General features: G+C 64.1%; 19 protein-coding genes. 1 reads left to right on the top strand and 18 read right to left on the bottom strand.

All coding sequences use genetic code 11. From position 1 onward, the window contains the following. From JWQ61_RS08620 to JWQ61_RS08575, 10 genes are all read right to left on the bottom strand, one after another. Positions 1 to 373: peroxidase-related enzyme (locus JWQ61_RS08620; RefSeq protein ID WP_304360165.1), on the bottom strand; the 373-nt coding region annotated here is incomplete at its 3' end. After that, positions 370 to 909, bottom strand: a complete 540-nt coding sequence (locus JWQ61_RS08615) for a CMD domain-containing protein (RefSeq protein ID WP_304360164.1) — start codon at positions 907 to 909, stop codon at positions 370 to 372. The genes JWQ61_RS08620 and JWQ61_RS08615, both read right to left, overlap by 4 nt. Then, positions 906 to 2,216 carry an acyl-CoA thioesterase/bile acid-CoA:amino acid N-acyltransferase family protein gene (locus JWQ61_RS08610; protein ID WP_304360163.1) on the bottom strand — a complete coding sequence of 437 codons (1,311 nt, stop codon included), beginning with the start codon at positions 2,214 to 2,216 and terminating at the stop codon, positions 906 to 908. The genes JWQ61_RS08615 and JWQ61_RS08610 overlap by 4 nt, the downstream gene beginning before the upstream one ends. Before the next feature lie 41 nt (positions 2,217 to 2,257). Beyond that, positions 2,258 to 3,829, bottom strand: coding sequence for an ABC transporter substrate-binding protein (locus tag JWQ61_RS08605; protein ID WP_304360162.1), 1,572 nt, complete (start codon positions 3,827 to 3,829; stop codon positions 2,258 to 2,260). A 49-nt stretch (positions 3,830 to 3,878) separates the two neighbouring features. After that, positions 3,879 to 4,883 carry an ABC transporter ATP-binding protein gene (locus tag JWQ61_RS08600; protein WP_304360161.1) on the bottom strand — a complete coding sequence of 335 codons (1,005 nt, stop codon included), beginning with the start codon at positions 4,881 to 4,883 and terminating at the stop codon, positions 3,879 to 3,881. Beyond that, the gene (locus tag JWQ61_RS08595) at positions 4,876 to 5,874 is read right to left on the bottom strand and encodes an ABC transporter ATP-binding protein (protein WP_304360160.1); all 999 of its coding nucleotides are present in this window, start codon (positions 5,872 to 5,874) and stop codon (positions 4,876 to 4,878) included. The genes JWQ61_RS08600 and JWQ61_RS08595 overlap by 8 nt, the downstream gene beginning before the upstream one ends. Beyond that, positions 5,871 to 6,818, bottom strand: coding sequence for an ABC transporter permease (locus JWQ61_RS08590; RefSeq protein ID WP_304360159.1), 948 nt, complete (start codon positions 6,816 to 6,818; stop codon positions 5,871 to 5,873). Before JWQ61_RS08590 ends, JWQ61_RS08595 begins: the two co-directional genes overlap by 4 nt. After that, the gene (locus tag JWQ61_RS08585) at positions 6,815 to 7,789 is read right to left on the bottom strand and encodes an ABC transporter permease (RefSeq protein WP_304360158.1); all 975 of its coding nucleotides are present in this window, start codon (positions 7,787 to 7,789) and stop codon (positions 6,815 to 6,817) included. Before JWQ61_RS08585 ends, JWQ61_RS08590 begins: the two co-directional genes overlap by 4 nt. Then, entirely contained in the window at positions 7,786 to 9,252 is a 1,467-nt protein-coding gene (locus JWQ61_RS08580) for an NAD(P)/FAD-dependent oxidoreductase (RefSeq protein WP_304360157.1), read from the bottom strand. Before JWQ61_RS08580 ends, JWQ61_RS08585 begins: the two co-directional genes overlap by 4 nt. A 37-nt stretch (positions 9,253 to 9,289) precedes the next feature. Continuing rightward, entirely contained in the window at positions 9,290 to 10,219 is a 930-nt protein-coding gene (locus JWQ61_RS08575) for a LysR family transcriptional regulator (protein ID WP_304360156.1), read from the bottom strand. Positions 10,220 to 10,435: 216 nt separating this feature from the next. Here JWQ61_RS08575 and JWQ61_RS08570 point away from each other — a divergent pair, with 216 nt between their 5' ends. Beyond that, a complete protein-coding gene (locus JWQ61_RS08570) occupies positions 10,436 to 11,629 on the top strand; it encodes an IscS subfamily cysteine desulfurase (protein WP_304360155.1) in 1,194 nt (397 codons plus the stop codon). Here the strand turns inward: JWQ61_RS08570 and JWQ61_RS08565 are convergent. The 8 genes from JWQ61_RS08565 to JWQ61_RS08530 form a co-directional block, all read right to left on the bottom strand. Beyond that, positions 11,626 to 12,021, bottom strand: coding sequence for a VOC family protein (locus tag JWQ61_RS08565; protein WP_304360154.1), 396 nt, complete (start codon positions 12,019 to 12,021; stop codon positions 11,626 to 11,628). The two genes, JWQ61_RS08570 and JWQ61_RS08565, sit on opposite strands and share 4 nt — an antisense overlap. A gap of 2 nt (positions 12,022 to 12,023) precedes the next feature. Beyond that, positions 12,024 to 12,842: an alpha/beta fold hydrolase gene (locus tag JWQ61_RS08560; RefSeq protein ID WP_304360153.1), complete on the bottom strand. Its 819-nt coding sequence runs from the start codon at positions 12,840 to 12,842 to the stop codon at positions 12,024 to 12,026. Positions 12,843 to 12,859: 17 nt separating this feature from the next. Beyond that, positions 12,860 to 13,963, bottom strand: coding sequence for an ABC transporter substrate-binding protein (locus JWQ61_RS08555; protein WP_304360152.1), 1,104 nt, complete (start codon positions 13,961 to 13,963; stop codon positions 12,860 to 12,862). Between the two features lie 128 nt (positions 13,964 to 14,091). Then, entirely contained in the window at positions 14,092 to 15,255 is a 1,164-nt protein-coding gene (locus JWQ61_RS08550; RefSeq protein WP_304360151.1) for a cupin domain-containing protein, read from the bottom strand. A gap of 165 nt (positions 15,256 to 15,420) precedes the next feature. Next, complete coding sequence (locus tag JWQ61_RS08545; protein WP_304360150.1) at positions 15,421 to 16,593, bottom strand: hypothetical protein; 1,173 nt, start codon at positions 16,591 to 16,593, stop codon at positions 15,421 to 15,423. Positions 16,594 to 16,639: 46 nt separating this feature from the next. Next, the gene (locus JWQ61_RS08540; RefSeq protein ID WP_304360149.1) at positions 16,640 to 17,557 is read right to left on the bottom strand and encodes a TauD/TfdA family dioxygenase; all 918 of its coding nucleotides are present in this window, start codon (positions 17,555 to 17,557) and stop codon (positions 16,640 to 16,642) included. Positions 17,558 to 17,609: 52 nt separating this feature from the next. Then, a complete protein-coding gene (locus JWQ61_RS08535; RefSeq protein ID WP_304360148.1) occupies positions 17,610 to 18,563 on the bottom strand; it encodes a TauD/TfdA family dioxygenase in 954 nt (317 codons plus the stop codon). 24 nt (positions 18,564 to 18,587) lie between these two features. Continuing rightward, the coding region (locus tag JWQ61_RS08530; RefSeq protein ID WP_304360147.1) for a non-ribosomal peptide synthetase at positions 18,588 to 24,464 on the bottom strand (5,877 nt) is incomplete at its 5' end.

Raw genomic sequence — 24,464 nt, 5'->3', positions numbered from 1 at the left:
GGTAGGGATCGTCGAACACCTGCTGCACGGTGTCGTTGCGCTTGGCCAGCTGCTCGAAGCGCTGGGCGTGCACCGAGGCGCAATATACGCAGCCGTTGATGCGCGACACCACCATCGCGCCCAGTTCCCGCTCGGCGCGCGACATGCCGCCCGGCGCATACATGATGGCGTTGAAAGCCGCCGAACGCTGGCGCAGGATGTCCGGCTGATGACCGAGGAACAGGTAATAGTCCGACACCTTGGCCTTGGGATGGCTTTCTTCCAGCACCTTGATCTGGTCTGCGGTGGCGTGGTCGATGTCGATCACATCCAGCCATGCGCTCCACTCCAAAACTTCGTTGGTGAAGCCGTGCGATTTGATGATGTTGCTCATGCTGTCTCCTTGCCTGCCGATGAGCCGGCCAGTTCGATCGCCTTGAGGCCGGCGACTACCCGCACCTGGTACGAGATGAAAGCAATCAGCTGCGACAGCGCCACCACGGCCGGCGTGCCGATGCCGGCGGCGGGCAAGCTGTGCAAGGCTTGTCTGTCGCCCTCGACCGGGCGCTGCGTCAGGGCCCGCGTATAACTCAGCATGGCGCGCAGGCGGCCGGCCGGCAATTGTTCCGGCGCGCCTTGCGCGGCGACCTCCAGCTGCCCGGTATCGACTGCCAGCGCTTCCAGCCGCTGCCGGTAATGCGCCGCCAGATCGTGCGCGGCGCTCAGCCGGCAGGCATACAACGCCACCAGCAGGCGTTCGTCCAGGCCGATGCCGGCCAGGGCCGGATCGAACAGGGTGTCGTAGCTGCCCTGGGTGGCGGCGGCGACTTTCTCGCGCAGGTGGCGCAAGGCATAAGTGCCGCCACCCGGCTGCAGGCCGGTCAGCTGGTCGATGACATCGTGTCCGAGGTCATGGGTTTGGGTCGTCATGAGGATTCCTTTCTGGATATGTGTACCGCAACAGCCTGCCGCAGGAAAGCCAGCGCCTGCTGCCAGGAATGGCGGTCGGCGTTGGCGTTGGCTGCCGGCTGGCCGCCGCCGGTGCTGATGCGTCCGGATACCGGATGGGCGTAGCTGAGCTGGGTGGTCGGAACATACGGGAACAGGATCGCGTGGCCCGCATCTTGATAGTCCTGCCATTTGACCGGATACGGATGGCCGGCTTCCTGCAACTTGTCGCTGACCATCCTGGAATACAGGCTGGACGGCCAGGAGCCGTCGTCGCTGGCCGACAGCAGCAATACCGGGGCCTGGATTTTTTCCACTTGAATGCGCGCCCGCTCTACTGCATCCGGGTCTTGCAGGGCGGTCAGCATCGCCAGCGCGTGCCGGTGCGGTGGCGGCCCCTGGTCGAACGGCTGCCAGCTGGCCGTGCGGTTGTTTTGCCACTGATGCGGCAGCGGCTGGCCGTTCAGCAGCCAGGTCGGCCCTTCGCGCCCGATGGCCGGATCGGCAGCGTTTTGCGCGCTGTGCACCAGCGCGCTCGGTACATAAGCCAGCAGCGCCGACACCTGCTGCGGGAAGGTGGCGCCAAGCAGCAGCACCAGCTCGCCGCCGCGCGACTGGCCGCTGAGGGCAACAAAATCCGCCTGCGGCTTGAGTTCGCGCCGCATCCAGCCGAGGCCGGCCTGGAAATATTCCAAGGGCGTGTTGGAGATATAGTCCGGCAGGCCTGGCGCCTTGAAATACGCCAGCGCCAGCGCGGCATACCCGCGCGAAGCATACAGCGCGGCGCGCGCCTCGTTGATGCCGCCGCCGGAGCCGTTGAGCACCATTACAGCAGGATGCGGGCCGGCGCCGGCCGGCAGGAACAGCGTGCCGACCAGGCCCTGCTCGCGTACAACCCTGCGCGTCACGCCGGCCCCGCACAGGCGTTGCACCAGCTGCGCGGAGGCGCTGCCGCCGGTAGCGCTGGCGGTCAGTTCGGTAAGCAGCGGTTCCTGCACGCTGGCGTTGAACACTTCACGCTGGCCGGCCTGCTGCGGCGTCTGCGACCATAGCAGTCCCATCGGCGAGATGCCTGCATAGGCGCCGTCAACCGCCGCCGCCTGCGTCAGGTCCACCTGCCCTTGGGCGTCCGCCGCAAAGCGGGCCCGGCTGGACCAGGCGACGCCGGCGCGCAGCGTACGGCTGCCTATTTCCACCAGCTCGCCGGGAGCCGCGCCGCGCACCACGATGCGGCGTTCTACATCGATCAGGCTGTCGACAGGATCGACGCTGATCTCAAGGATTGCCATCGCTGCCCTCCCCGGCATGCCGCAACAATCGGCCTGGCATCTTATTTCTTGCCATCCTGGGTCACCATCATGGCCGTGGTGCGGTCGCTGCTGACCGGCGTCACTTTCAAGCCTTTTTTGGCGGCCCAGATATTCTGGTAGTGATACAGCGGGATCACCCCGGCATCGTCGGAAACAACCTTGGCCGACTGGCGCAGGATCGCTTCACGCTTGGCGGCGTCGAATTCGGCGGTCGAATCGGCCAGCGCCTTGTCCACCGCGGGATTGCTGTAGTGCCCCCAGTTCGATGCACCCAGGCCTTTCTTGGCGTCCACCGTCGCCAGCACATTCACCAGCGCATAACTGGCTTCGCCGGTGCCGTTGCCCCACGCCAACATGCTGACCGCGAATTCGTTCTTGTTGGCGCGCGCCGAATAAGACGCCCAAGGCACCACCTCGACCTGGGTCTTGACGCCGATGCGGGTCCAGAACTGGGCCACCGCCTGGGCGGTTTCCGGCGCCTGCGGATAACGGTCGTTAGGCACATGGATGGTCAGCTTGAAGCCTTGCGGAAAACCGGCGTCGGCCAGCAGTTTCTTGGCCTGGCTGACATCGTTGGGAATATTCTTGATGTCCGGGTTGTAGCCGAAGGTATCGGCCGGCATCCATTGGTTGGCTTCGGTAGCCGCGCCTTGCAGGATGCGGTCGACCAGCGCCTTGCGGTTGATCGCCAGCGACAAGGCCTGGCGCACGCGGACATCGAGCAGCGGATTTTTTTCCAGCGGCTTGCCGCTGTTATCGGTGATGTACTGGCTGGCGCCCTGGTGGAAACTCGGCTGCAGCAACAGCACGCGCAAGCCGTTGTATGGGAAAACCTTGACGTTGGGCGACTGCTTGAGCCGTGCCAGGTCGGATACCGAGACCTTGTCGATCACGTCGACATCGCCGGACAGCAACGCCGCGGTGCGGGCGGCGGCGTTGTTGATGTAGCGGTAATTGACCTTTTCCCATACAGGCTTGGCGCCCCAATAGTCGTTGCTGCGTTCCATGACGACGCGGTCGCCCGGCGTATAGGCGACGAATTTGTAGGGCCCGGTGCCGACTACCGCGGCGCCGCTGTTGTAGTTTTCAGTGCTGGATTTTTCACCCACATGCTTGCTGACGATATGCACCGAAGCCAGGTTCAGCGGCAGGTCCGGATTCGGGATATTGGTCTTGATGACCAGCGTCAGCGGATCCTTGGCGCTCACCGATTCGACCGTGCGCAGGTAACCGGCGAAAGTCGCCACGCTGCCCGGCACGCTGCGTGCACGCTGGTAGGAGAAAATCACGTCGGCGGCGGTAAACGGCGTGCCGTCCTGCCATTTGACGTTGTTGCGCAGCTTGAATTCCCAGGTCTTGGGATCGACATTCTTCCAGCTCGCAGCCAGGCCCGGCTGCAGCTTGTTGTAGTTGTTCTCGACCAGCAGGTCCCAGAAATGCAGGTCGACCGAGCGGTCGCCGGCGTGGTTGTTGAGTTGCGGATCGAGCGACGACAAGGGGTCGGCGAAGGCGACATTCAGCGTCTGGGCCTGGCTGGCGGCCGCGCCCAGCAGGGCTAAGGCCAGCAAGCTGGAAAGGAGCGTATTTTTCATCTGCATCATCCTCGGTTGGTGTGTATCTGCGTAATGTCAGGGCGTAGTGTCAGGCATCGTTCAAATGGCAGGCGCTGCGCTGTCCCGGCGCGATTTCTTTCAATAACGGCGCCTCTTCCCGGCAGCGCGCCATAGCATGCGGACAGCGCGGATGGAAATGGCAGCCGGACGGCGGCTGCAAGGGGCTGGGAATTTCGCCCTTGATCGCGGTAAACAGCTTGTTGCGCGCCTGCAGCCGCGGCACTTCAGCCAGCAAGGCCTGGGTGTAGGGATGGTTGGGGCGCGCGAACAAGTCGTCGACGCTGGCCGCTTCGACCACCCGGCCCAGGTACATGATCACCACCCGGTCCGAGACATGCTCGACCACACCCAGGTCGTGGCTGATGAACAGGTAAGTCAATCCCAGCTGCTCGCGCAAATCCATGAACAGGTTCAGGATCTGCGCCTGGATCGATACATCCAGCGCCGCCACCGCTTCATCGCACGCCAGCATCCTCGGCTGCACCGCCAGCGCGCGTGCGATACCGATGCGCTGGCGCTGGCCGCCGCTGAACTGGTGCGGATAGCGGTCGCGCAACTGTGGATCGAGGCCGGCCTGCAGCAGTTGCGCGCAGACGTAGTCGTCCAGTCCTGCGCGGTCGACCTTGGCGTGGATCAGCGCCGCTTCGCCGACGATCTGGTCGACCCGCAGCCGCGGATTCAGGCTGGCGTAGGGATTCTGGAAAATCATCTGGATCTTCAGCCTGGCTTCCTGTTCGCCGTGCGCGCTCAAGCCGTGGCGATCCGCGCCGTCGACCAGCACCTGCCCTGCCGATGGCGCCAGCAAGCCGCTGACGATGCGGCCCAGGGTCGATTTGCCACAGCCGGATTCGCCGACCAGGCCGACCACTTCGCCCGGCAGCACTTGCAGGTCGACCGCGTCCAGCGCCTGGGTCACGGCCGCCGGCCGCATCCAGCCGCGCGCCTGCAGCATGGTTTCAAACGGGCGTGGCGAGCGCTCGCCGAAACGCTTGCTGACTTGCCTGGTTTCCACCAGCGGCGTCGGCTTATCCATGGCGCGGCTCCGTCGCAGCGGCCGGCAGCGCGGGATGGAAACAGCGCAGCAGATGGCCGCTGACCGGCTCGCTGGTTTCCGGACGCTGCAGGCAGCGCTCGCTGGCCCGTTCGCAGCGGGCGGCAAACGCGCAGGCGGACGGCAAGTGCAACAGGTTCGGCGCCATGCCGGGAATCTGGCGCAGGCGCTGACCGCGCCGGTTGTTGCTGGGCAGGCTGCCGATCAAGCCTTGCGTATAAGGATGCAAAGGACGGTCCAGCACCTCCGACACCTTGCCTTGTTCGACGATGCGGCCGGAGTACATGACCGCGATCTCGTCGGCCAGGCCGGCTACCACCGACAGGTCGTGGGTGATCCAGATCAGCGCCGTGCCATGCAGGCGCGCCAGGTTCTGCACTTCGGACAGGATCTGCGCCTGGATGGTCACGTCCAGCGCCGTGGTCGGCTCGTCGGCGATGATCAGGTCCGGCTTGTGCAGCATGGCGATGGCGATCGCTACCCGTTGCCGCATGCCGCCCGACAACTGGTGCGGATAGGCGCGCAGCCGTTCGTCGGGACTGGCTATGCCCATCATGCCCAGGGTCTGGCGCGCCAGTTCTCGGGCCTGGGCCCGGCCGACCTTGCTGTGCGCCAGCACGGCGTCGATCATTTGCGCTTCCACCCGCAGCACCGGATTGAGCGTCATCATCGGGTCCTGGAAAATCATCGCGATGCGGTTGCCTTGCAACTGGCGCAAGGCGCGCTTGTCCAGCGCAAGCAGGTCCTGCCCCTGGAACAGTATCTGGCCGCCGACCACGCGCCCGGGCGGATCGAGCAGTCCCAGTATCGAGAAACCGGTGACGGTCTTGCCCGAACCCGATTCGCCCACCAGTCCGAGTATCTGGCCGCGCTCCAGCCGCAGCGACACATCGTCGACCGCCGGCAGCACGCCTTCGCGGGTAAAAAAATGGGTGCGCAGCTTGCGCACTTCCAGGGTCGGCGGCGTGCTCATTTCTGCCACCTCGGATTCATCACGTCGCGCAGGCGGTCGCCCACCAGGTTGATAGCGACGATCACGATCAGCAAGGCGATGCCGGGATAAAAGCTGATCCAGTATTCACCCGCCAGCATGTACTGGTAGCCGTTGGCGATCAGCAGCCCCAGCGAGGGCTGGGTGATGGGTACGCCCAGGCCGAGAAAACTGAGCGTCGCTTCCAGCATGATGGCGCGCGCAATCTGCAGGGTGCCGACCACGATCAGCGGCGGCAGGCAGTTCGGCAGGATATGGTGCACCATGATGCGCCAGCCGGAAACGCCCAGTCCGCGCGCCGCCTCGACATATTCCTTTTGCCGTTCGACCAGCGCCTGGCCGCGCGCGGTGCGGGCGTAATACGCCCACTCCAGCACCACCAGCGTCGCCATCACATTGAAGATGCCCTTGCCCAGGTAGGCCAGAATCAGCATCGACACCAGTATCGACGGGAACGACAGCACCAGGTCGGCCAGCCGCATCAGCAGCGTATCGAGCTTGCCGCCGGCATACGCCGCCAGCAGGCCGGCCAGGGTGCCGATCACGCCGGCGATCAAGGCTGAACCGACGCCGATGCCGACGCTGATGCGCAGGCCGTACAGGATGCCGGAATACAGGTCGCGGCCCTGGCCGTCGGTGCCCAGCCAGTAGGTAAACGTGCCGAGGCCGTTGGCGGCGCCTGGGGGCAGGCGCGCATCCAGCACATCGAGCTGCATCAGGTCGTAGGGATTCTGCGGCGTCAGCCAGGGCGCGGCCAGCGCCGCGACCATCAGCACCAGCGCCACCGCCAGCCCCAGCAGGGCCGATTTCGACGCCAGGAAGTCGCGCAGGACGCGGCGCCACGGCGATTCGCGGCGCGGCGCGGCGGCCGGCGCCTGTATCCCGGCCAGCGCTTCCGGCAATGCCTGCTTGCCCGCGGCGCTCATGCCTTGAGCTCCACCCGCACGCGCGGATCGAGCAGCTTGTACAGTACGTCGACCAGCAGGTTGAGGGTGACGAACAGGCAGACGATCACCATCATGTACGCCACGATCACCGGCCGGTCGAGCGCGTTGATGCTGTCCAGGATCAGCTTGCCGGCGCCGGGCCAGGCGAAGATGCTCTCGGTCACTACGGCGAAGGCAATGGTCGACCCCAGCTCCAGGCCGAGCACGGTCACCAGCGGGATCATGGTGTTGCGCAGCACGTACATCAGCACTACGCGCAGCGGCGACAGACCCTTGGCGCGGGCGAACTTGACAAAATCCATCGGCAGCACCTCGCGCACATTGGCGCGCGTCAGGCGGATCACCAGTGAAATCTTGAACAGCGACAGGTTCAGCGCCGGCAGGATCAGGTGACGCCAGCCGTCGGCCGTCAGCCAAGACCATTTGACCCCGAACAATGTCGCCGTGGCGCCGCGCCCGCCGGAAGGCAGCCAGCCCAATGAGACGCTGAAGGCCATGATCAGCATCAGGCCGATCCAGAAGGTCGGCAAGGAAAAGCCGAGGATGCTGCCGGTCATCACCATCTTCGATAAAGGATGGTCGGGAAACAGGCCAGCCAGCAGGCCGAGCGGAATGCCAACCAGTATCGCCAGGATCAGCGCCGCGAACGCCAGTTCCAGGGTCGCCGGCAGGCGCTGGAAAATCAGCATGATGGCCGGTTCGTTATAGACGAAGCTGTTGCCCAGGTTGCCGTGCAGCGCGCCGTTGAGGAAACTCAGGTACTGGCGCCAGATCGGCTGGTCCAGGCCGAGCTGGTGGATGATGCGCAGGCGGTCGACCTGGTCGACGTCCTGGCCGATCAGGATATCGACCGGGTTGCCGATCATGTGCAAGCCGAAAAACACGATCACCGTCATCAGCAGCACCACCATCAGCGCCTGCAGCACGCTGCGCAAGATCGCTCCGCTCATCGCCGTTCCTCCGGCGTCGGTTCGGCCGCGGTCCATTCATCGCCCAGCAGTTCCGGTTCGTCGTACTGCTGGATGTTCAGGTAATGGGCATCGATGTTTTCACGATACAGCAAGGCGGCGATGCCCTGCGCCAGCCGCTGCGCGCCGTCGCTGATCGCCGGGATGTCGCCGGACAGGCTGCCGTGGCTGAGCGCGGCCGGGTAGCAGAAACAATGGACGCGTTCCAGGCCGGGCAAGGCGCCCGCCTGTTTTTGCTGGAATTCGAAGGCGGTTCCCAAGTCGGGAGAATCGGCCAGTTCCGCATCTTCGTCGCCGGGCGGCGGCGTATAGCGCTCGCTCCAGTTGCGGATGTGCGGCGCGATGACGGCGAATTCGGGACGCGCGGTCCAGTCGACGCGAAAGCCGGTGGAAAAAATCAGGAAATCCAGATCGAATACACCGCGCGCAGTCGTCACCTGCATCCCTGCTTCGCCGGCGGCGACATGGCTGATGCCGGCGCCAAAGATGAAGCGCGCATTGGGAAAGGCGGACACCCTTTGCACGCTGGCGCTGGGCGGTGGCGTCTGCTGGATATTGATGTAGTGGCGGATGCGCCATTTCCATTCATCCGGCAAATACAGGTGGCCGCTGGTCAGTCCCGGATTACCGGCGCCCTTGCCCTTGTTGACGCGCGGCAGTTCGCGCCGCCGTATCAGCAGGTCGACCCTGGCGGCGCCCGCCTCCAGCGCGGTGGCGGCGCTGTCCATGGCGGACGCGCCGGCGCCGATCACGCCTACGCGCAGGCCGGCCAGCGTGGCGTAATCCAGGTCATCGGCAGAATGCGCCCAGCGCTGGCGCGGCAAATCCAACGCCAGCTGCGGCAGGTAAGCCCCGCCCAGGCCGTCGCGCCCGGTGGCCAGCACCACGCGCCGCGCCAGTACAGTAGAGACGCCGCCAGGAGCGGCAATGCGCAGTTCCACCACGCCGTCGGCGCGCGGCAGTATGGCTTCGATGCGATGTTCGTTGCGTACATCGAGCGCCAGCACGCGCCGGTACCAGCGCAGGTAATCCATCCATTGCAGGCGCGGAATCTTGTCCAGTTCCTCCCACGCCGCCAGCCCGAACTGGGCCTCATGCCAGGCCCGGAAAGTCAGCCCGGCAAAACCCAGCGCCGGGCCGGTGAGTTTTTTCGGCGAGCGCAGGGTTTCCATGCGCGCCGTGGTCGCCCACGGTCCTTCGAAGCCGGCCGGCGACTGGTCGAAGATCACTGCGCCTATCCCCAGGTGGTTCAGCGATGCCGCAGCCGCCATGCCAGCCTGGCCGCCGCCGATGACGGCTACCTCCAGCACTGGCTGGCCATCGCGCACCAAGGGCGGCACCCAGGACTTGGCCGGCAGGTCGAGCCAGGCCAGGTCCTGCTGCAATCGCGCTTCCAGCGCCGCCAGTCCGGCTTCCTGGGCTGATGTCGGTTGTCGCTTGTCCATTGGGGTATGCATGATCGGTACGGGTTAATCGAGCTGCTTACAGCAAATCGTCGTGCTGGCCGGCGTCACGCTTGACGAAGCCGTGCAGGATATTCCTGGCGGCGCTCTCCAGCGCAGCGATCAAGGCCTGGGTCACGCCATCGATCGGCTTGCCGTAAGGAGTGACGACGCCGAAATAAAACGGGATGTTCACCGCCAGCGGCTTCACCGCCAGCCCGCTGATCGGCATGCCGAGCGCGGTCATCGGCTCCACCAGGGCCACGCCCAGGCCGGCATGGGCGGCCATGATGGCGTTGAACGAGGTGTTGGTTTCTATCGCCACGTCCAGCGCGCCGCCGTTGCCGAGCGCGCTGTCGATGCGCTGGCGCAGCCGGTAGCGGTTCGACATCGTGATGATCCGCTGGGCGCGCAGCATGTCGGCGGTGACTACTTCGCAATCGGCAAGCGCGCTGTCGGCGCGCACTACCGCTACACAAGGCGCCTCGCCTATCCAGTGCAGGTCCAGCCCGCGATGGGCGACCGGCAAGCTGGTCAGGCCCAGGTTGACGGTCCGGTGCAGCACGGAATGCACTACCTGTTCGGCGGAAGCGCTGCGCAAATGGATGTGTTCGGGCAAGCCCTGGGATTCCACCAGCTTCAAGGCCATCGGCGCGATCGTCGAAGCCAGCGCCGGGGTCGCCACCAGGTGGATCGGCTGCTGTTCGTCGCGGCCGATCTCCAACGCCCGCTCCCGTATCGTGCGCAAGCCGACCAGTGAACGCTCGACTTCCTCATACAGCAGGAAAGCCTTGTCGGTAGGTGTAACACGCGGTCCGTTGCGATCGAACAAGGCATAACCGAGTTCGCTTTCCAGGTCCTGCAGCGCCTTGCTGACGGCCGGCTGCGAACGCCCCAGGCTGCGCCCGGCGCCGGTCACGCTGCCGATCGTCATGACTGCCGAGAATGCTTCCAGCTGGTTCAGGTCCATAGAGATTCGCTATATACGTTTATCGGATTATATGATTGTATGTATTCGATTTGAGTATAATCATTTCGCATAAGCAAATGCAAAAATAATCCACGTGGATGCTGGCTTTCAGGCATCGCGAAATCAAAAAACACATATCAAAATGAAGTAATATTTGTTTTTCAAATAACGGTTTCGGCGTAAAGTATCGCTCGTGCCATTCCAGGATTTCCCATCATGACTGCTGCCTGTACCACCGTAGTACCCGACAAATCCCACGCGGCAGCCACGCTGCAGCTCCCCATCTATCTCGATTATTCAGCCACCACGCCGGTCGATCCGGCGGTAGCCGTCAAGATGTGCGAATACCTGACGGAGAAATTCGGCAATCCGGCCAGCAGTTCGCATGCGTTCGGCTGGGAAGCCAGGGCGGCGGTAGAACAGGCGCGCCGGCAGGTAGCCGCGCTGGTGGGAGCACAGGCCAGCGAGATCGTCTGGACCTCCGGCGCCACCGAATCGAACAACCTGGCGCTGAAAGGCGCCGCCCATGTCTTGCGCGAGCGCGGCCGCGGACGCCACCTGGTGACCATGAGCACCGAGCACAAGGCGGTGCTGGACACCATGCGCACGCTGGAACGCGAAGGTTTCGAAGTGACTTACCTGGCGCCGCAGCCGAACGGCCTGGTCGACCTGGAAGCATTCAAGGCGGCGCTGCGCAGCGACACCATCATCGCTTCCGTCATGATGGTCAACAACGAGATCGGCGTGATCCAGCCGGTTGCCGAGCTGGGAGAGATTTGCGCCGGGCGCGATATCGTGTTCCACGTCGACGCCGCGCAAGCAGCCGGCAAGGTCGCCATCGACCTGCGCAGCCTGAAAGTCAACCTGATGTCGTTCAGCGCCCACAAGATCTACGGTCCGAAAGGGATAGGCGCGCTGTTCGTGCGCCACGATCCGTCGCTGAAGCTGGAAGCGCAGATCGACGGCGGCGGCCATGAGAACGGCATGCGTTCCGGCACCCTGGCTACCCACCAGATCGTCGGCATGGGCGAAGCATTCAGCCTGGCCGCCAAGCTGCTGGAGAGTGAAAATGCAAGGATAAGAAGCTTGCAGGAGCGCTTGTGGGATGGCTTGCGCGATTGCCCCGGGGTGGTGCTCAACGGCGATCGCCGGCAACGCGTTCCGCACAACCTGAACCTGAGTTTTGAAATTCCCGGCAGCACGCCTATCGCGGCGCAGCTGCTCGATATCGCAGTCTCTGCCGGTTCCGCCTGCAACTCGGCCAACGCCGCCCCATCCTATGTGCTGTCGAGCCTGGGACGGCCCGATGCGCTGGCGCGCAGCGCGATCCGCTTTTCACTGGGACGCTACACCACCATCCAGGAAATCGACTATACGGTGGCGACGCTGAGGCAATTACTGAATTCCTAGACGGAACAGTTGAGCATCCATTGCACGCCGAAACGGTCCGTCAGCTTGCCGAAGTAGTCGCCCCAGGGCTGGACGGCAAGCGGCGTGGTGATGTTTGCGCCTTGCCCCAGACGCTCGAACAGCTGGTCCGTCTGCTCGCGGCTGTCGGTCATCAGGATGTGCGCCGAACCGCGCATGGGTTCCGCGTCGTCGTTGTCTGAAGCATAAAACAGGACGCCCGGTCCTTCGAATCTCGAATGCATAATCTTGCCGCGCATCGCCTCGTTCTTCAAGGGGATGCCGCCAGCGCCGTGGCGCAAGACTTCGACCACCTGGCCCAGCCCGCACTCGGTGTAGAACGCCAGCGCCTGCTCGCAGCCGGTGGTGAAGAACAAGTAGTTGGATTGCTGCATCGTCATCGCTCCTGGAGTGCGCCGACCTTGTCTAGGAAAGCCTGCATTACACCATTGAATTGCCGCGGCCGCTGCAGCGGCGCAAAATGGCTCACGCCAGGCATCAGGATCAACTCCGCACCCGGAATGCTGCGGCTCAGGTACTCCGCATGTTCGGCCTTGATGAATTCGTCATGTTCGCTTTGCACGATCACTACCGGCACTTTGATCTCGGCCAGGTCGCGCGCCGAATAATTGGGTTGCGTCTTCATCATCAGCCCCACCGCCTCGGCAAACGCGGAAAATTGATCCGGCGTGGCCGACAGCTGGGCATAGTCTTTGGCGTGCCGGCTGAAACAGCGGTCGATGACAGGCGTCGGCTTGAATTCCTTGGCGCCGCCGGGATCCATGTTGCAGCCAAAGAAAAACACGCCGCCGACGCGTGTCGGCGCTTTCATGGCCAGCACCAGGGCGGTGCAGGCGCCGTCGCTCCAGCCTACAAGCGGCGCTTTTTTTATGTGCAGGACATTCATCACCGTCAGTACGTCGGACGCCATCAGCTCGTAGCTGAACGGCCGCGAATCGCGTGTGCTGCGGCCATGGCCGCGGCTGTCTATCAGCACCACGCAACGGCCTGAAGCGACCAGCACGGGAACCTGGCAACCCCAGTTGCCGCTATGGCCGAGGCCGCCGTGCAGCAGGATCACCGGCGGCCCGGAGCCATAGGTCGCGTACCAGATGCGGGCGCCGTCGTGGCCTACATGTCCCTGGTCGCCCGCCGCGGGCAGCGGCGCGGCGCCATGCGCTTCGAAATTGCTGAGGTCGTCGTCGAATGCTTCCACGCTGTTCCTTGCAGTGTTCAGCGCAAAATCGCGCCGTGTTTGCCGATCATGATCATTTCCACGAATTTCGAACCGTCATGATTGCTCGGTGTGTAGGATACCCGCACTCCGCCCAAGTCGAAATCGCGCATGGTTTCCAGCGCCGCCATCAGTTTCTGCCTGGTCGGATTGGGGCCGGCGCGGCGCAGCCCCTCAGTCAGCAGCTTGGCCGCCACAAAACCTTCGAATGTCGAATAAGAAGATGGCGGAGGCTTGGGCATGGCCTTCAGGACGCTCTGGAATTCGCGCGTCACGCTGGCGTCGAAATTCTTCGGGTACGGCATCACCTGCATTACGCTCACCCCGCGGCCGTCTTCGCCCAGTGATTCGAAAAAGCTATCGGAGCTGACATTGGAAAGCATCATGAAGGCAGGATGGAATCCCTTCTTGTGGACCTGCTTGACAAAATCGGCACAGGCCGACGGCGTGCAAGCCATCAGCACGGCCTGCGGATTGCTCGCGATGATGGCGTCGACCGCCTTGTCGATTTTCAGGTCCTTGCGGTCGTAGCTCGCGGTCACCACGGCGTTCAGCTTGTGCGCCGCCAGGTTGCGTTCAAAGCCGGCCAGCCCGTCGCGGCCAAAGCTGTCGTCCTGGTACAGGATCGCCACCTTGCGGATCGCCAGGGAACTGAACAGTTCGACCATTTTTGCGGTTTCGTCCTGGTAGCTGGCGCGCAGGTTGAACAGGTAGGGATTGAATGGCTGGTGCAGGCTCTGGCCGCCGGAGAATGGTGCGATCAGCGGTACTTTTTCCGCCTGCAGCAAGGGCAGGACAGCTTCCACCGTCGGCGTGCTGCGATAGCCGAACAGCGCCAGCGCATTATCCTGCTTCAGGAGCTTCTCGGTATTGAGCCTGGTGGTTTCCGGCTTGCGCTGGTCGTCATAGGATTTCAGCTCGATCGTCCGCCCATGCACCCCGCCCTGCGCATTGACCGAGCCGAAGTAAGCCAGCGCGCCCTCCATGTTTTCCTTGCCGGTGGCTTCGCCCGACAGCTCCACGGACTGTCCGATGACGATCTTTTCCTGGGCGCCGGCGGTCGCCATGGCCGCCAGTAGAAGAAGTGCAAACAATGTCTTCATGCCGATTGTCTCCCTGATTATGATTATTTTCGGTCGACAATACTCTTCCGAAGCTTGCAAATAGCTTTCATTTTTCGGGCTATTTGATCTTCGGAAGTTCAGGATGGGTCAGGAGGAATATTTTTTTATCAACTATTATCCTTGCGCAGGATCAGGCCGATCTCGGCAAACTCTTCCAGTATCTCCCCTATGCGCGCCGTCGCCACCGCACCCAGCGCCTGCACCGCATGGTGGCCGTGGAAAGGTTTTTTGCGCGCGCTTATCCATTGCAGCACTTGCCGGGCGTCAGGCGCCAGGATGCTGCGCTCGCGCCTGCGGCCCGCTTTCATGACCAGCATATCGTCGGTGCGGCTGCTGTCGATCTCGAATTCGATCTGCGGATTACGCTCGAACGAGGCGGTAAACGTGCCGCCCCAGTCGGCCAGCAAAGCCGTGGCGGAGAGCGTCGCCACGGCCTCGCCGGTGGCGTCGATCAGGCTTTGCAGGCGCTGCCGTTTTTCTTCCTGCCCCGCAGTGGAACCGAGGCCGAAGGCCAGCTCGCGGCCGGCGTCGTGCTTCAGCATGCGCTCCTTGATTTCTTCCATCAGCAGGTCGGTCCAGGACGGCGGGTTGATGGTGAACAGCAGGGACAGCGACGGTTCGTGGTTGAGGGTGCAATGCCAGTAGCCCGGATGCAGGTACACCAGGGTGCCGGGTTTGGCTTCGAAACTCTTGCAGCTGGACGGCATGCGGGTCGGGAACGGCTGGCGCGCATAGCGCTGCATGTGTTCGTTGACCGCCGCGCCGGAAGACCAGCCGACGTGCGGATTGACCACATGCTGGTTGGCGGCGACGCTCCACTGCTTGCTGCCGATCAGCTGGATGTTGATGGTGACGTTCGGATCGAAATGGAAGGTCGAACCGGTGCCTTGCGAAATGAACGCCTCGAAATAGACATCGTCCTGGCGCAGCCCGAGGTCGCGCTCCAGCGCACGCGCAATCGGCTCCAGCGCCGGCACATGGTCTTCCACCTTGCTCAGGTACAGCGTGTAGCCGCTTTCATAAAAAGCCGGCAATTGCCGCGCGGTGGCGTTGATCAGCGGGTTTTTGGTGTCGCGCGGGGCCCAGGCGTCGGCGTCGCCGCGCCAGGCTTCCAGCAGCGCATCGATGCTGGACAGCTCCGGGATGGCGGCGATGTCGGCGAAGCGTTGCGGGGAACCGTGGCACACATACGGTTTCTTTTGCCAGTAGCGCGCCATGAAGGTATCTACCGCCAATGGACGTATCAGGTCGGCCAATCCCAGCTTTTTCATCGTCGCTCCCCTTGCCTCGGAACTACCAGGGACAACTCGGAAACCAGGCCCGTTTCAACGGGCTCCTCCAGAAGATTGATACGCTTGCATGATTGAGATTAGCACAATATTTCCATGTTGCAATATTAATTTTGTGCCACCGCCAGTTGAGCAACGATGCCGTGTTCAGCCGCCGTATTTCGCCAGGAATTCCAGGTTTTCGCTCAGCGCCGCCTGGAACTGGTCGCGCTGGGAAGGCACCCACATCGGCGGATCGAATGCAGCCACGATGCGGCTGGCCTCGATGCGGATGGTGCCGGCGATGGGTTCGCGCACGGCAAACGTATCGCCTTCCAGGTCGACCACGAAACCGAGCGCTTCGCTGTCCTTAAGGCGCGCCTTGAACGATTCCTGCAGCCTGGCGGGACGGCCGGCGTGCGGCACCACGATTTCGATCGGCCGGAAGTCCGGCAGCGGCACCAGCACCGCGGCCACTACCGACGACTTGCCGCTGGACGAAGGAAACACCAGTTCGGCTACCGCCTGTTGCACCATGGCTTTGACCGCCGTCACCTCGGCGGAAGCATCGTAGCCGGCCAGCGCCGTCACCAGGTTGTCGGTCAGCACCGCAACCGATTCGACCGCGCCGGACGCAGTCACCGCGAGCCTGAAGGTGATCGTGCCCTGCACATCCTTGTGCTCCCTGAGCTGCTCGCCCAGCCGGCGCTGGCAATCCAGGACCACCTTGCGCGCCGCGGCGGCGTCCAGCGGACCGGTCACCAGCGGCGAAGTGGCGCGCAGGTGGCCGACCAGCGCGATGCGTCCTTCGATCGGATCCATGCTGCCTTCGATGGTCTGGGTGCCGTGCACGATGCGGTCGTCGAACAGCAGCAGCTGGTTGAAATGGGCCGGCACCAGTTCATACAGCACCTCGCCGTGGACATGGTGTTTCTTGTAGCTCGGCACGCCGTCCCGCATCAGCAGCGTCTCGCCGCCGGAAAATTTCCGGCTCTGCCAGCGCGTCAGCGAATAGACGAAACCCCAGGTGCCGTTGTGGAAATCGCTGTGCAGCCCCAACGTGCAGCCGTTGACCATCAGGTGCAGATTGGGTGCGCCGGTGGGGATCAGGCCAAGGTTGTCTATGCACCACTGCCTCATGTGCTGCATGAAGCGGCCCAACAGCGGTTCCGGAATCACTTGCTGCGGCACGGTGCGCAGGTAGGTGTACATCTGCGGCGCGCAGAAATACTGCCAGTTGACGGTCTGTTTGTACGAATCCTTGACGCGCGTATCAAAGGCCGTGCGCATGGCTTCGGCTTCCCCGAAAAAATCGCTCACTATATGCTGGCGCTTGATCATCCTGCCTCCTGCTGAAATATGTTGAAGATTGTGTTGGCCGCTGCGTTCAAAGCGCTCCGTGCGCACGCATGTCGCCCAGCGCTACCCGTATCTGGCGGTTGCCCGAATACGGCCGGCGTCCGTGCGCCAGCAGCAGGTTGTTGACCAGCAGCACGTCGTTGGCCTGGGTCTGGATCCGCACCGAACATTCGTTGAGCACCGTATCGATGGTCTTGATCCAGTCCGGCGGGATGCTGCTGCCGTCGCCGAAAAACACCGTGCGCGGAAACTTTTCGCGGCTGAAGTGCTTGCTCAACAAGGCATCCACCTCCGGCGGCAAGGCATCGGGATGATGCAGCAGGATCTGGTTGAACCACGATTCCGTGCCGCGTTCCGGGATTTGCAGCAGGGCCTTGGTGCGGTACGACACCGTAACGTCATTCTCGGACGGCGCGTCGATCTCATGTCCGCTGGCGGCAACCTTCTGCTTCAGCTGCTGCAGGCTGTCGACCTTGAAGAACTGTTCCCACGATGCATCCAGCCCGCGGATGAAGCGGCGCCGGTAGACCAGCCCTTGCTGGCGGAAACGGTCCAGCATGGCCGCCGGCAGCTTGCTGGCCACCAGGCGGCCGTCGGACAAGGTCCACTCGCCGCCTTCGGGCGCCGGCTGCAGGCAATAGAACAGCTGCCGGGATGGCCAACTGCTGGTGTGCGAAGCCTCGTTATGGAACTGGATCTCGAGATGCTTGGGGTAAGGCGTCGCAAAATAGACATTCTCGCTGGCGCTGGCCAGCGGCAGGTCGCCATAGTGCTTGTAGAGCGTGTCGCAGGCCGATTCCGCGCAGCGCTCGAAGCCCTCGAGCCCGCCGACCTCGAAGCCGCGGAACAGGACGTAGCCATCCGCCCATAGCGCTTCATCGGTCTGCTTGCGGTGCTGCCTGATCCAGTCTGCAAGCGGTTCTTGCTTGGTGCTTGAAATATTCATGGTTTCCCTGGATTGCGAAGTTGAAAAGGAATGCCCGGTCCGGCTGCCGGCTTCATGACATGGCGACCAGTATCTGGCGCTGGCCGTCGAACGGCATGCGGCCATGGGCCGCCAAAACGTTGTCGACCACCAGCAAATCGCCTCTCTGCCAGCGGAACGGGGTCCTGGCGCCACGCAGGACTTCGCGCACGGCCGCCAGCGTATCGTTGGCTATGCGGCCGCCGTCGCCGTAATAGGCCGCCATCGGCAAGCCGCTCTCGATCTGCGCGCTGAGGTTGCTCGCCAGCGGCGTGTTGGAGGCGTGGAACAGGTGCGCCTGGTTGAACCAGACAGCTTCGCCAGTGACCGGATGGGTGCGCAAGGCCGGCCGGATTTCGCTGATGCGCAGGCCGCCGTTCGCCTGCCATTCAAAACCGATGTCCATGTCGCGGCAATACGCTTCCACCCTGGCCTTGTCGCCGGTGAGAAAAACCTTGGTCCAGGAGTTGTACCTGGATTCGGCCGAGGCCAGGTTGCGCACATACATCAGTTGGCGGCGCTCGAACTCCGAGGCGATATCGGCTGGCATCGCGGCCAGGATTTTCCTGGAATCGGCAACCGGAGTTTCGCCGCCGCTGTCCGGCGGCGTATTGCAGAAAAAATACAACCTCTGCGGCCAGCGGCTGGCGTAGGACATCTCGTTGTGGAGCGGGATCTCCAGGTGTTTCGGATATTCGGTCGAGGTATACACGCCGTCGGCCACCTGGCTGCGCGGCGAAGTGCCGCCGGAATAATCGCGCAATTCCGGCGCCATCGCCGCCACCGCCCGCCTGAAGTCTTCCGCATCCTGTAGCGGCAGCCCCCTGAGCAGGACAGCGCCCGCCTGCAGCAGCAGCCTGCCCAGGTCCGGGGTTGACGCCGCCAGCCACCGGTAGCAGTCGGGAAGGTCGGGATCGGCTTCCACCAGTGCTGGAAAAACCGTGCTGGCCATCACCGTTGCTGCGGTATTTTCTACAATGTTCTGCATATTGCGTCTCTCCTGAAAACGGCCTCAGCCGAGATACCAGTGTTTGCCGATCTCTTCCGCCAGGCGTGCGGCATGCGGCGGCTTCAGGATCGACAGATGATCGCTACCGTCGACATGCACTGCTCTGAGTCCGGGTTCGAGGCGTCGCCACGCATCGAGGTCGACGCCGTCATCTTCATCGGCCGGCGCCGCGCAAAACAGCAGCGGCAGTCCGCCGAACGGCTGCTCCGCCTGATAACCGATGCCGCATTGCCGGCAAAACATCTCGATCACCGGCTCGAAGTCCTCCAGCCGCGCCCTGGCCGGCAGCACCCTGGCTTGCTTCATCTTTTCGAACACCAGCAGCACCTGCGATGGCTGGTCGCGGCCGGCGAGATCGGCGGCGCTGACGCCCAGGCCGGCGGCGAGGTTCAGGTCCATCAACTTGACATACTCATGCATGGCCTGGTCGCGGCCGGCGTGGCCGTGTGCGCGCGGCGCCTGCGTATCGACCAGCATCACCGGGGCCACCACGGCGCCGGCCTGGATCAGTTGCCTGGCGATCTCCAGCGCGATCCAGCCGCCGAAGGAATGGCCCAGCAAGTGGTAAGGTCCGGCCGGCTGCATCGACCTGATCGCTTCGACATAACGCCGCGCCGCCTCCTGCACCGACGGCGGCATTCCATCCAGGCCAAGGAAACCCGTCGCCTCCAGTCCGATGAAACTGGCGTCGCCGGCGAACCCGGCGCACAGATCGAGGAAGGAGGTAGCGTTGGCGCCGGCGCCCGGGATGCAGAACACCTTGCGCGTCCTGGCGCTGCCGGTTCGGATCACCACTGCGGAAGCGTGCAGCGCCGGTTCGGCAGGCCTTGCGGCCTTTCCGTCAATTCCGGCCAGGATGGAAGAAATGGCGCTTCCCACCCGTCCGGCGCGCGCAGGATCCATCATGATGCTCCAGTGGTCGCCGCCGATCGGATGGACCTGCAGCCGCCTACGCAGGACGGTGCTCCAGCCGTTGGCCGGATCGGTAGGCTCCGGCGGATGCGCGGTGAACAGGTGCGCCGCGACATCGAGCGGCTGGGCGTAGTACCGGTGCGCGGCCGCCCTCAGGTTGAACCAGAGCTCGGCCCTGGCTTCGAACTCGTCGCTGCTCATCTCCTTCTTCAGCCAGCGGTTGTCCCTGGCGCAGGCGATGGCCGAGACCAGGTCGGCGGTTGACAGGATTTGCGCAACCTCGTCATCGGCCAGCTTGTAGCCGAAATATTCGATGAAAGCGACCAGCAGCATCTGCTTGTCGCTCAGGCCTAGCTCCGATATCCCACGGTCCGCTGCGCCGCGGTGCCAGCTGTCGATCAGGCCGAGGAATTCCACGCCCTGCCCCTGCTCCACCAGCTGCCTGGCGACTTCGTACGCAAGCACGCCGCCGGCGGACCAGCCTGCGAGGCGATACGGGCCGTCCGGCTGGCCTTGCCTGATGAGCTGGACGTAGCTTGCGGCCAGCGCTTCGTTGCTGCTGTCGGCGGTGACGGCGTTGCGGTCGGCCCGGATGCCGTAGACGCCGATTTCCTCGTCGATATGGCGAGTGAGGCGCTCATAGGACAGCACCTCGCCGCTAGGTTCGTGGATGAAGATCAGCGGCCGCCGGCTGCCGCCTTTGCGGATGGTGATCCACTGCTCGTTCGCTTGCTTATCGGGCTGGTTACGGTTGACCGTAATCAGTTGCGCCAGCGTACTCAGCTCCTGCGCCAGCAGGATATCTTGCAGCGCTACGTCGAAGCCCTTCTGCTTCAGTCCTTCTATCACCTGGAATATCATCAGCGAATAACCGCCGAGATCGAAGAAATTGTCGTGGCGCCCTATCCGTTCCACTCCCAGCAATTCCGACCATAGCGCGGCGATCATCTGTTCGATTTCGCCCTGCGGCTCGGTGTAAGCCTGCTGCGCCAGGCCCTGGCCGTCCGGGGCCGGCAGCGCTTTGCGGTCGAGCTTGCCGTTGGGCGTCAGGGGCAAGACCGGCAACGGCACGAAGGCAGCCGGCAGCATGTATTCCGGCAGCTTCTCGCCGAGCCGCGCACGCAGCCGAACCGCATCGGGCGCGGCGGCGTCCTGCTCCGCCACTATGTAAGCCACCAGCCGCTTGTCGCCCGGGCTGTCTTCGCGGGCGATGACCACCGCTTCCCGCACGCCCGCCATCTGCAGCAGCTGCGCCTCGATCTCGCCCAGTTCGATGCGGAAGCCGCGCAGCTTGACCTGGAAATCGTTGCGGCCGAGGTAGGCTATGCTGCCGTCTTCGCGCCAGCGCCCGAGGTCGCCGGTCTTGTACATGCGGGCATCGGTCCCGGCTGCAAAAGGATCGTGCAGGAAACGTTCGGCGGTCAGTTCCGGCCGCTCTAGGTAACCGCGCGCCACGCCTGCGCCGCCGATGTAGATCTCGCCGACGCAGCCCAGCGGCACCGGTTGCCGCTCCCGGTCCAGCAGGTAGATGCGCGCACCCGGCATGACATGGCCGATATGCGGCCGGCGGCCGTCGACCAGCCCGCAGCTGGCGTCGACGCTGCACTCTGTCGGGCCGTACATGTTGAAGAACAGGACGCCGTCCACTGCGCTGAGTGCCGTCCAGGCGGCGGCATCGATCGCCTCGCCGCCCAGCAGCAGCTTGCGCAGCGCCGGCGCCCGGCCTTTGAGAAAACCTGCGGCCTGCATGGTGCGCAGGTGCGAGGGCGTGCATTCCATCGCCTCGATGTCGTGCTGTTCGAGGAATGCCAGCAATTCTTCGGCGTTGAGGCGGGTCGCCTCGGGCACCAGGAACAAGGTCCGTCCCCAGGCCAGCTGGCCCCAGGCTTTGACCGCCATGTCGAAACCGAAGGAGGAATTCCAGGCGATGCGGCGGCAATCGGGCTGCAGGCCGTGGATGTTTTGTTCCATGCCATGCAGGAAATTGAGCAGGTTGCGATGTTCAACCATCACGCCCTTGGGTATGCCGGTGGAGCCTGAGGTATAGATGACGTAGGCCAGGTGCGAGCCGGACAGGCCGGTCTCGCCGGCATCCGGATTGGTTACCGGCGCGGCGCCCCAGGGCAAATTTCCCCAGGACGCCGCATCCATCGTCACGCAGGTACAGCCTTCCGGCAGTGCGAAGCGTGGGCGCAATTTCTCCTGGGTCAGCAGCACCACCGATGCGCTGTCGTGCAGCATGTGGGCCAGCCGTTCGTCGGGATAGACCGGGTCCAGAGGGACATAAGCGCCGCCGGCTTTCAGCGTGGCCAGCAGCCCCACCACCAGCTCCAGGCTGCGCTCGGCGCAGATCGCAACCCGCCGCTCCGGGCCGACGCCGAGGCGGCGCAGGTGGTGCGCCAGCTGGTTGGCGCGCTGGTTGAGTTCGCGGTAGCTCAGGCGCGCGCCCTGGAATTCCAGCGCCACTATATCGGGCTGGGCGACTGCCTGCTGTTCGAACATCACATGCACCAACGTGTCTTGCCGCGGCTCGCGATGCATGTCGTTGAAAGTGTCCAGCACCAGGGTGCGTTCAGCTTGACCCAGCAGGTCGATCTGGCCGATTGCCTGGCTCTCGTCTTCAACCATGCCTTGCAATACAGCCTGCAGATAACCCCAATGGCGGCGAATCGTCGCTTCATCGAACAGCGCGGTGGCGTAATTCAGCTGGCCGCAGATCTGTTCGCCGCTCTCGCGCAGCTCCAGCGACAGTTCGAACTGGGCGCTGTCCGGCGCACCGCCCACGCTTTCCACCGTCAGCTGCGGCAGTTCAAGCGGCGCCTTGGGCGTGTTGTGCCAGGACAGCATCACCTGGAACACGGGATGATGGGCCATCGAACGCACCGGATTGAGCGCTTCCACCAGCCGCTCGAACGGCACATCCTGAAGGCTCTGCGCCTGCACCGCGGTCTGCCGCACCTGGGCCAGCAGCGCTTGCACGCTGGGGCGTCCTGCCAGGTCGACCTTGAGCGCCTGGGTGTTGACAAAGAAACCGATCAACGCCTCCACCTCAACCCGGTTGCGTCCTGCATGGGAGCTGCCGATAACCACCTGTTCCTGGCCGCTCAGCCGCGCCAGCACCGTCGCCCAGGCTGCCAGCATGGTCATGTACAAGGTGGTGCCGTGGCGCTGGCTGAGCGCTTTCAAGTCCTGGCTGAGCCGGCTGTCGAGGGCGATTTCGATATTCGCGCCGCGGTAATCCTGGATCGCCGGACGCGGCCGGTCGGTAGGCAGGTCCAGCAGCCCGGGGGCGCCGCGCAGCTGCTGCACCCACTGCTGCAGTTGCTGTTGCAGCAGCGGGCCCTGCAGCCATTGCCGCTGCCATACGCCGTAGTCAGCATACTGGATGGCCAATGGCGGCAAAGGGTCGGACTGGCCTGCGCGCATTGCTTCGTAGAGGACTGAAAACTCGCGCGTCAGCACGCCGCCCGACCAGCCGTCGGAGATGATGTGATGCATGGTGACCAGCAGCACATGGTCGTCCGCGCCCAGCCGCAGCAGCCGGCCACGGATCAAAGGACCAAGCGCCAGGTCGAACGGCAAGCCGGCTTCCTGCCGGCAGATCTGCTCCAGTTCGACGTCGTTTGCACCCTCCAGCTCCTGCTGCGCCAGCGTGAACCCGCGCGCCTCATCGATTACTTGGCGCGCCTGGCCGCCGATGCCGACAAACCGCGTGCGCAGCACTTCATGGCGCTCGACGATGCGGTCAAGCGCGGCTTGCAGCGCTGTCCTGTCCAGCACGCCGCGCAGCCGCACCGCATCGGGAATGTGATAAGCCTTGCTGGCTTCCGGGTCGACCCGGGCGATGAACCACAGCCGCTGCTGGGCGAACGACAGCGGCAGCGGCGCCGAGCGGTCGGCCCTGGCGATGGCGCTAAGCGTGTTCTGGCCCGCCTCGGCCACCTCATGGGCCAGTTCATCCAGCTGCGGATGGGTGAACAGCGCAGTCAGCTGCAGCTCGATGCCGAGCCGTTCGCGCAACTGCGAAATCAGGCGCACCGCCAGCAGCGAGTGGCCGCCCAGTTCAAAGAAATTGTCGTGGCGGCCGATCCGCTCGACGCCCAGCAGTTCCGACCATATCTCGGCCAGGGTCTGTTCGATGTCGCCCATGGTCGCCTCGTAGGCGCGGTGGATGAAAGCCTGTCCTTCCGGCATGGGCAGCGCCTTGCGGTCGAGCTTGCCGTTGGGCGTCAGCGGCAGCGTCTCCAGTGCCACAAAAGCAAGCGGCAGCATGTACTCGGGAAGTTTCTCGCTCAGCTGCGCGCGCATGGCGGCGGGATCGAGTCCGGCAGTTTCTTGGCCGCCCACCACGTATGCAACCAGGCGCTTGTCCCCTGGTACGTCTTCGCGCGCGATCACCACCGCTTCGCGCACACCGGCCAGCCGCGACAGCTGCGCCTCGATCTCACCCAGCTCGATGCGGAAGCCGCGGATCTTGACCTGGAAATCGTTGCGGCCGAGATAGGCGATTGAGCCGTCGTCGCGCCAGCGGCCCAGGTCACCGCTTTTGTACAGCCGTTCTCCGGCGAGGAACGGGTCGTCGATGAAACGTTCTGCCGTCAATCCGGGCTGCTGCAGGTAGGCGCGCGCCACTTGCACGCCGCCGATGTAGATCTCGCCGGCGACGCCCAGCGGCACCGGCCGAAGATATGCGTCCAGCAGATAGATGCGGCAGTTGTCGAGCGGCCGGCCGATAGGCGGCAGGTCCTCCCAGGCGCTAGCCGGCGCGGCCAGCACCTGGGCGCTGACCACATGGCTTTCGGTAGGCCCGTAATGGTTATGCAGCCGGGCCCGGCCATCGGGTTCGAACAAACGCCGGATCGCCGGCGTGATGCGCAGCTGCTCGCCAGCCGTGATCAGGTCCTGCAAGGCCGGCAGCGGCGCGGCCTGCTGCGACCACAGTTCGCTCAGGCTGTTCAGTGCAATGTA

The sequence above is a fragment of the Collimonas fungivorans genome, from assembly GCF_028292705.1.
In the GTDB taxonomy this organism is placed as follows: domain Bacteria; phylum Pseudomonadota; class Gammaproteobacteria; order Burkholderiales; family Burkholderiaceae_D; genus Collimonas; species Collimonas fungivorans_B.
The sequence above is the reverse complement of the archived record's forward strand: the minus strand, read 5'-3'. Positions and strand labels throughout refer to the sequence as shown.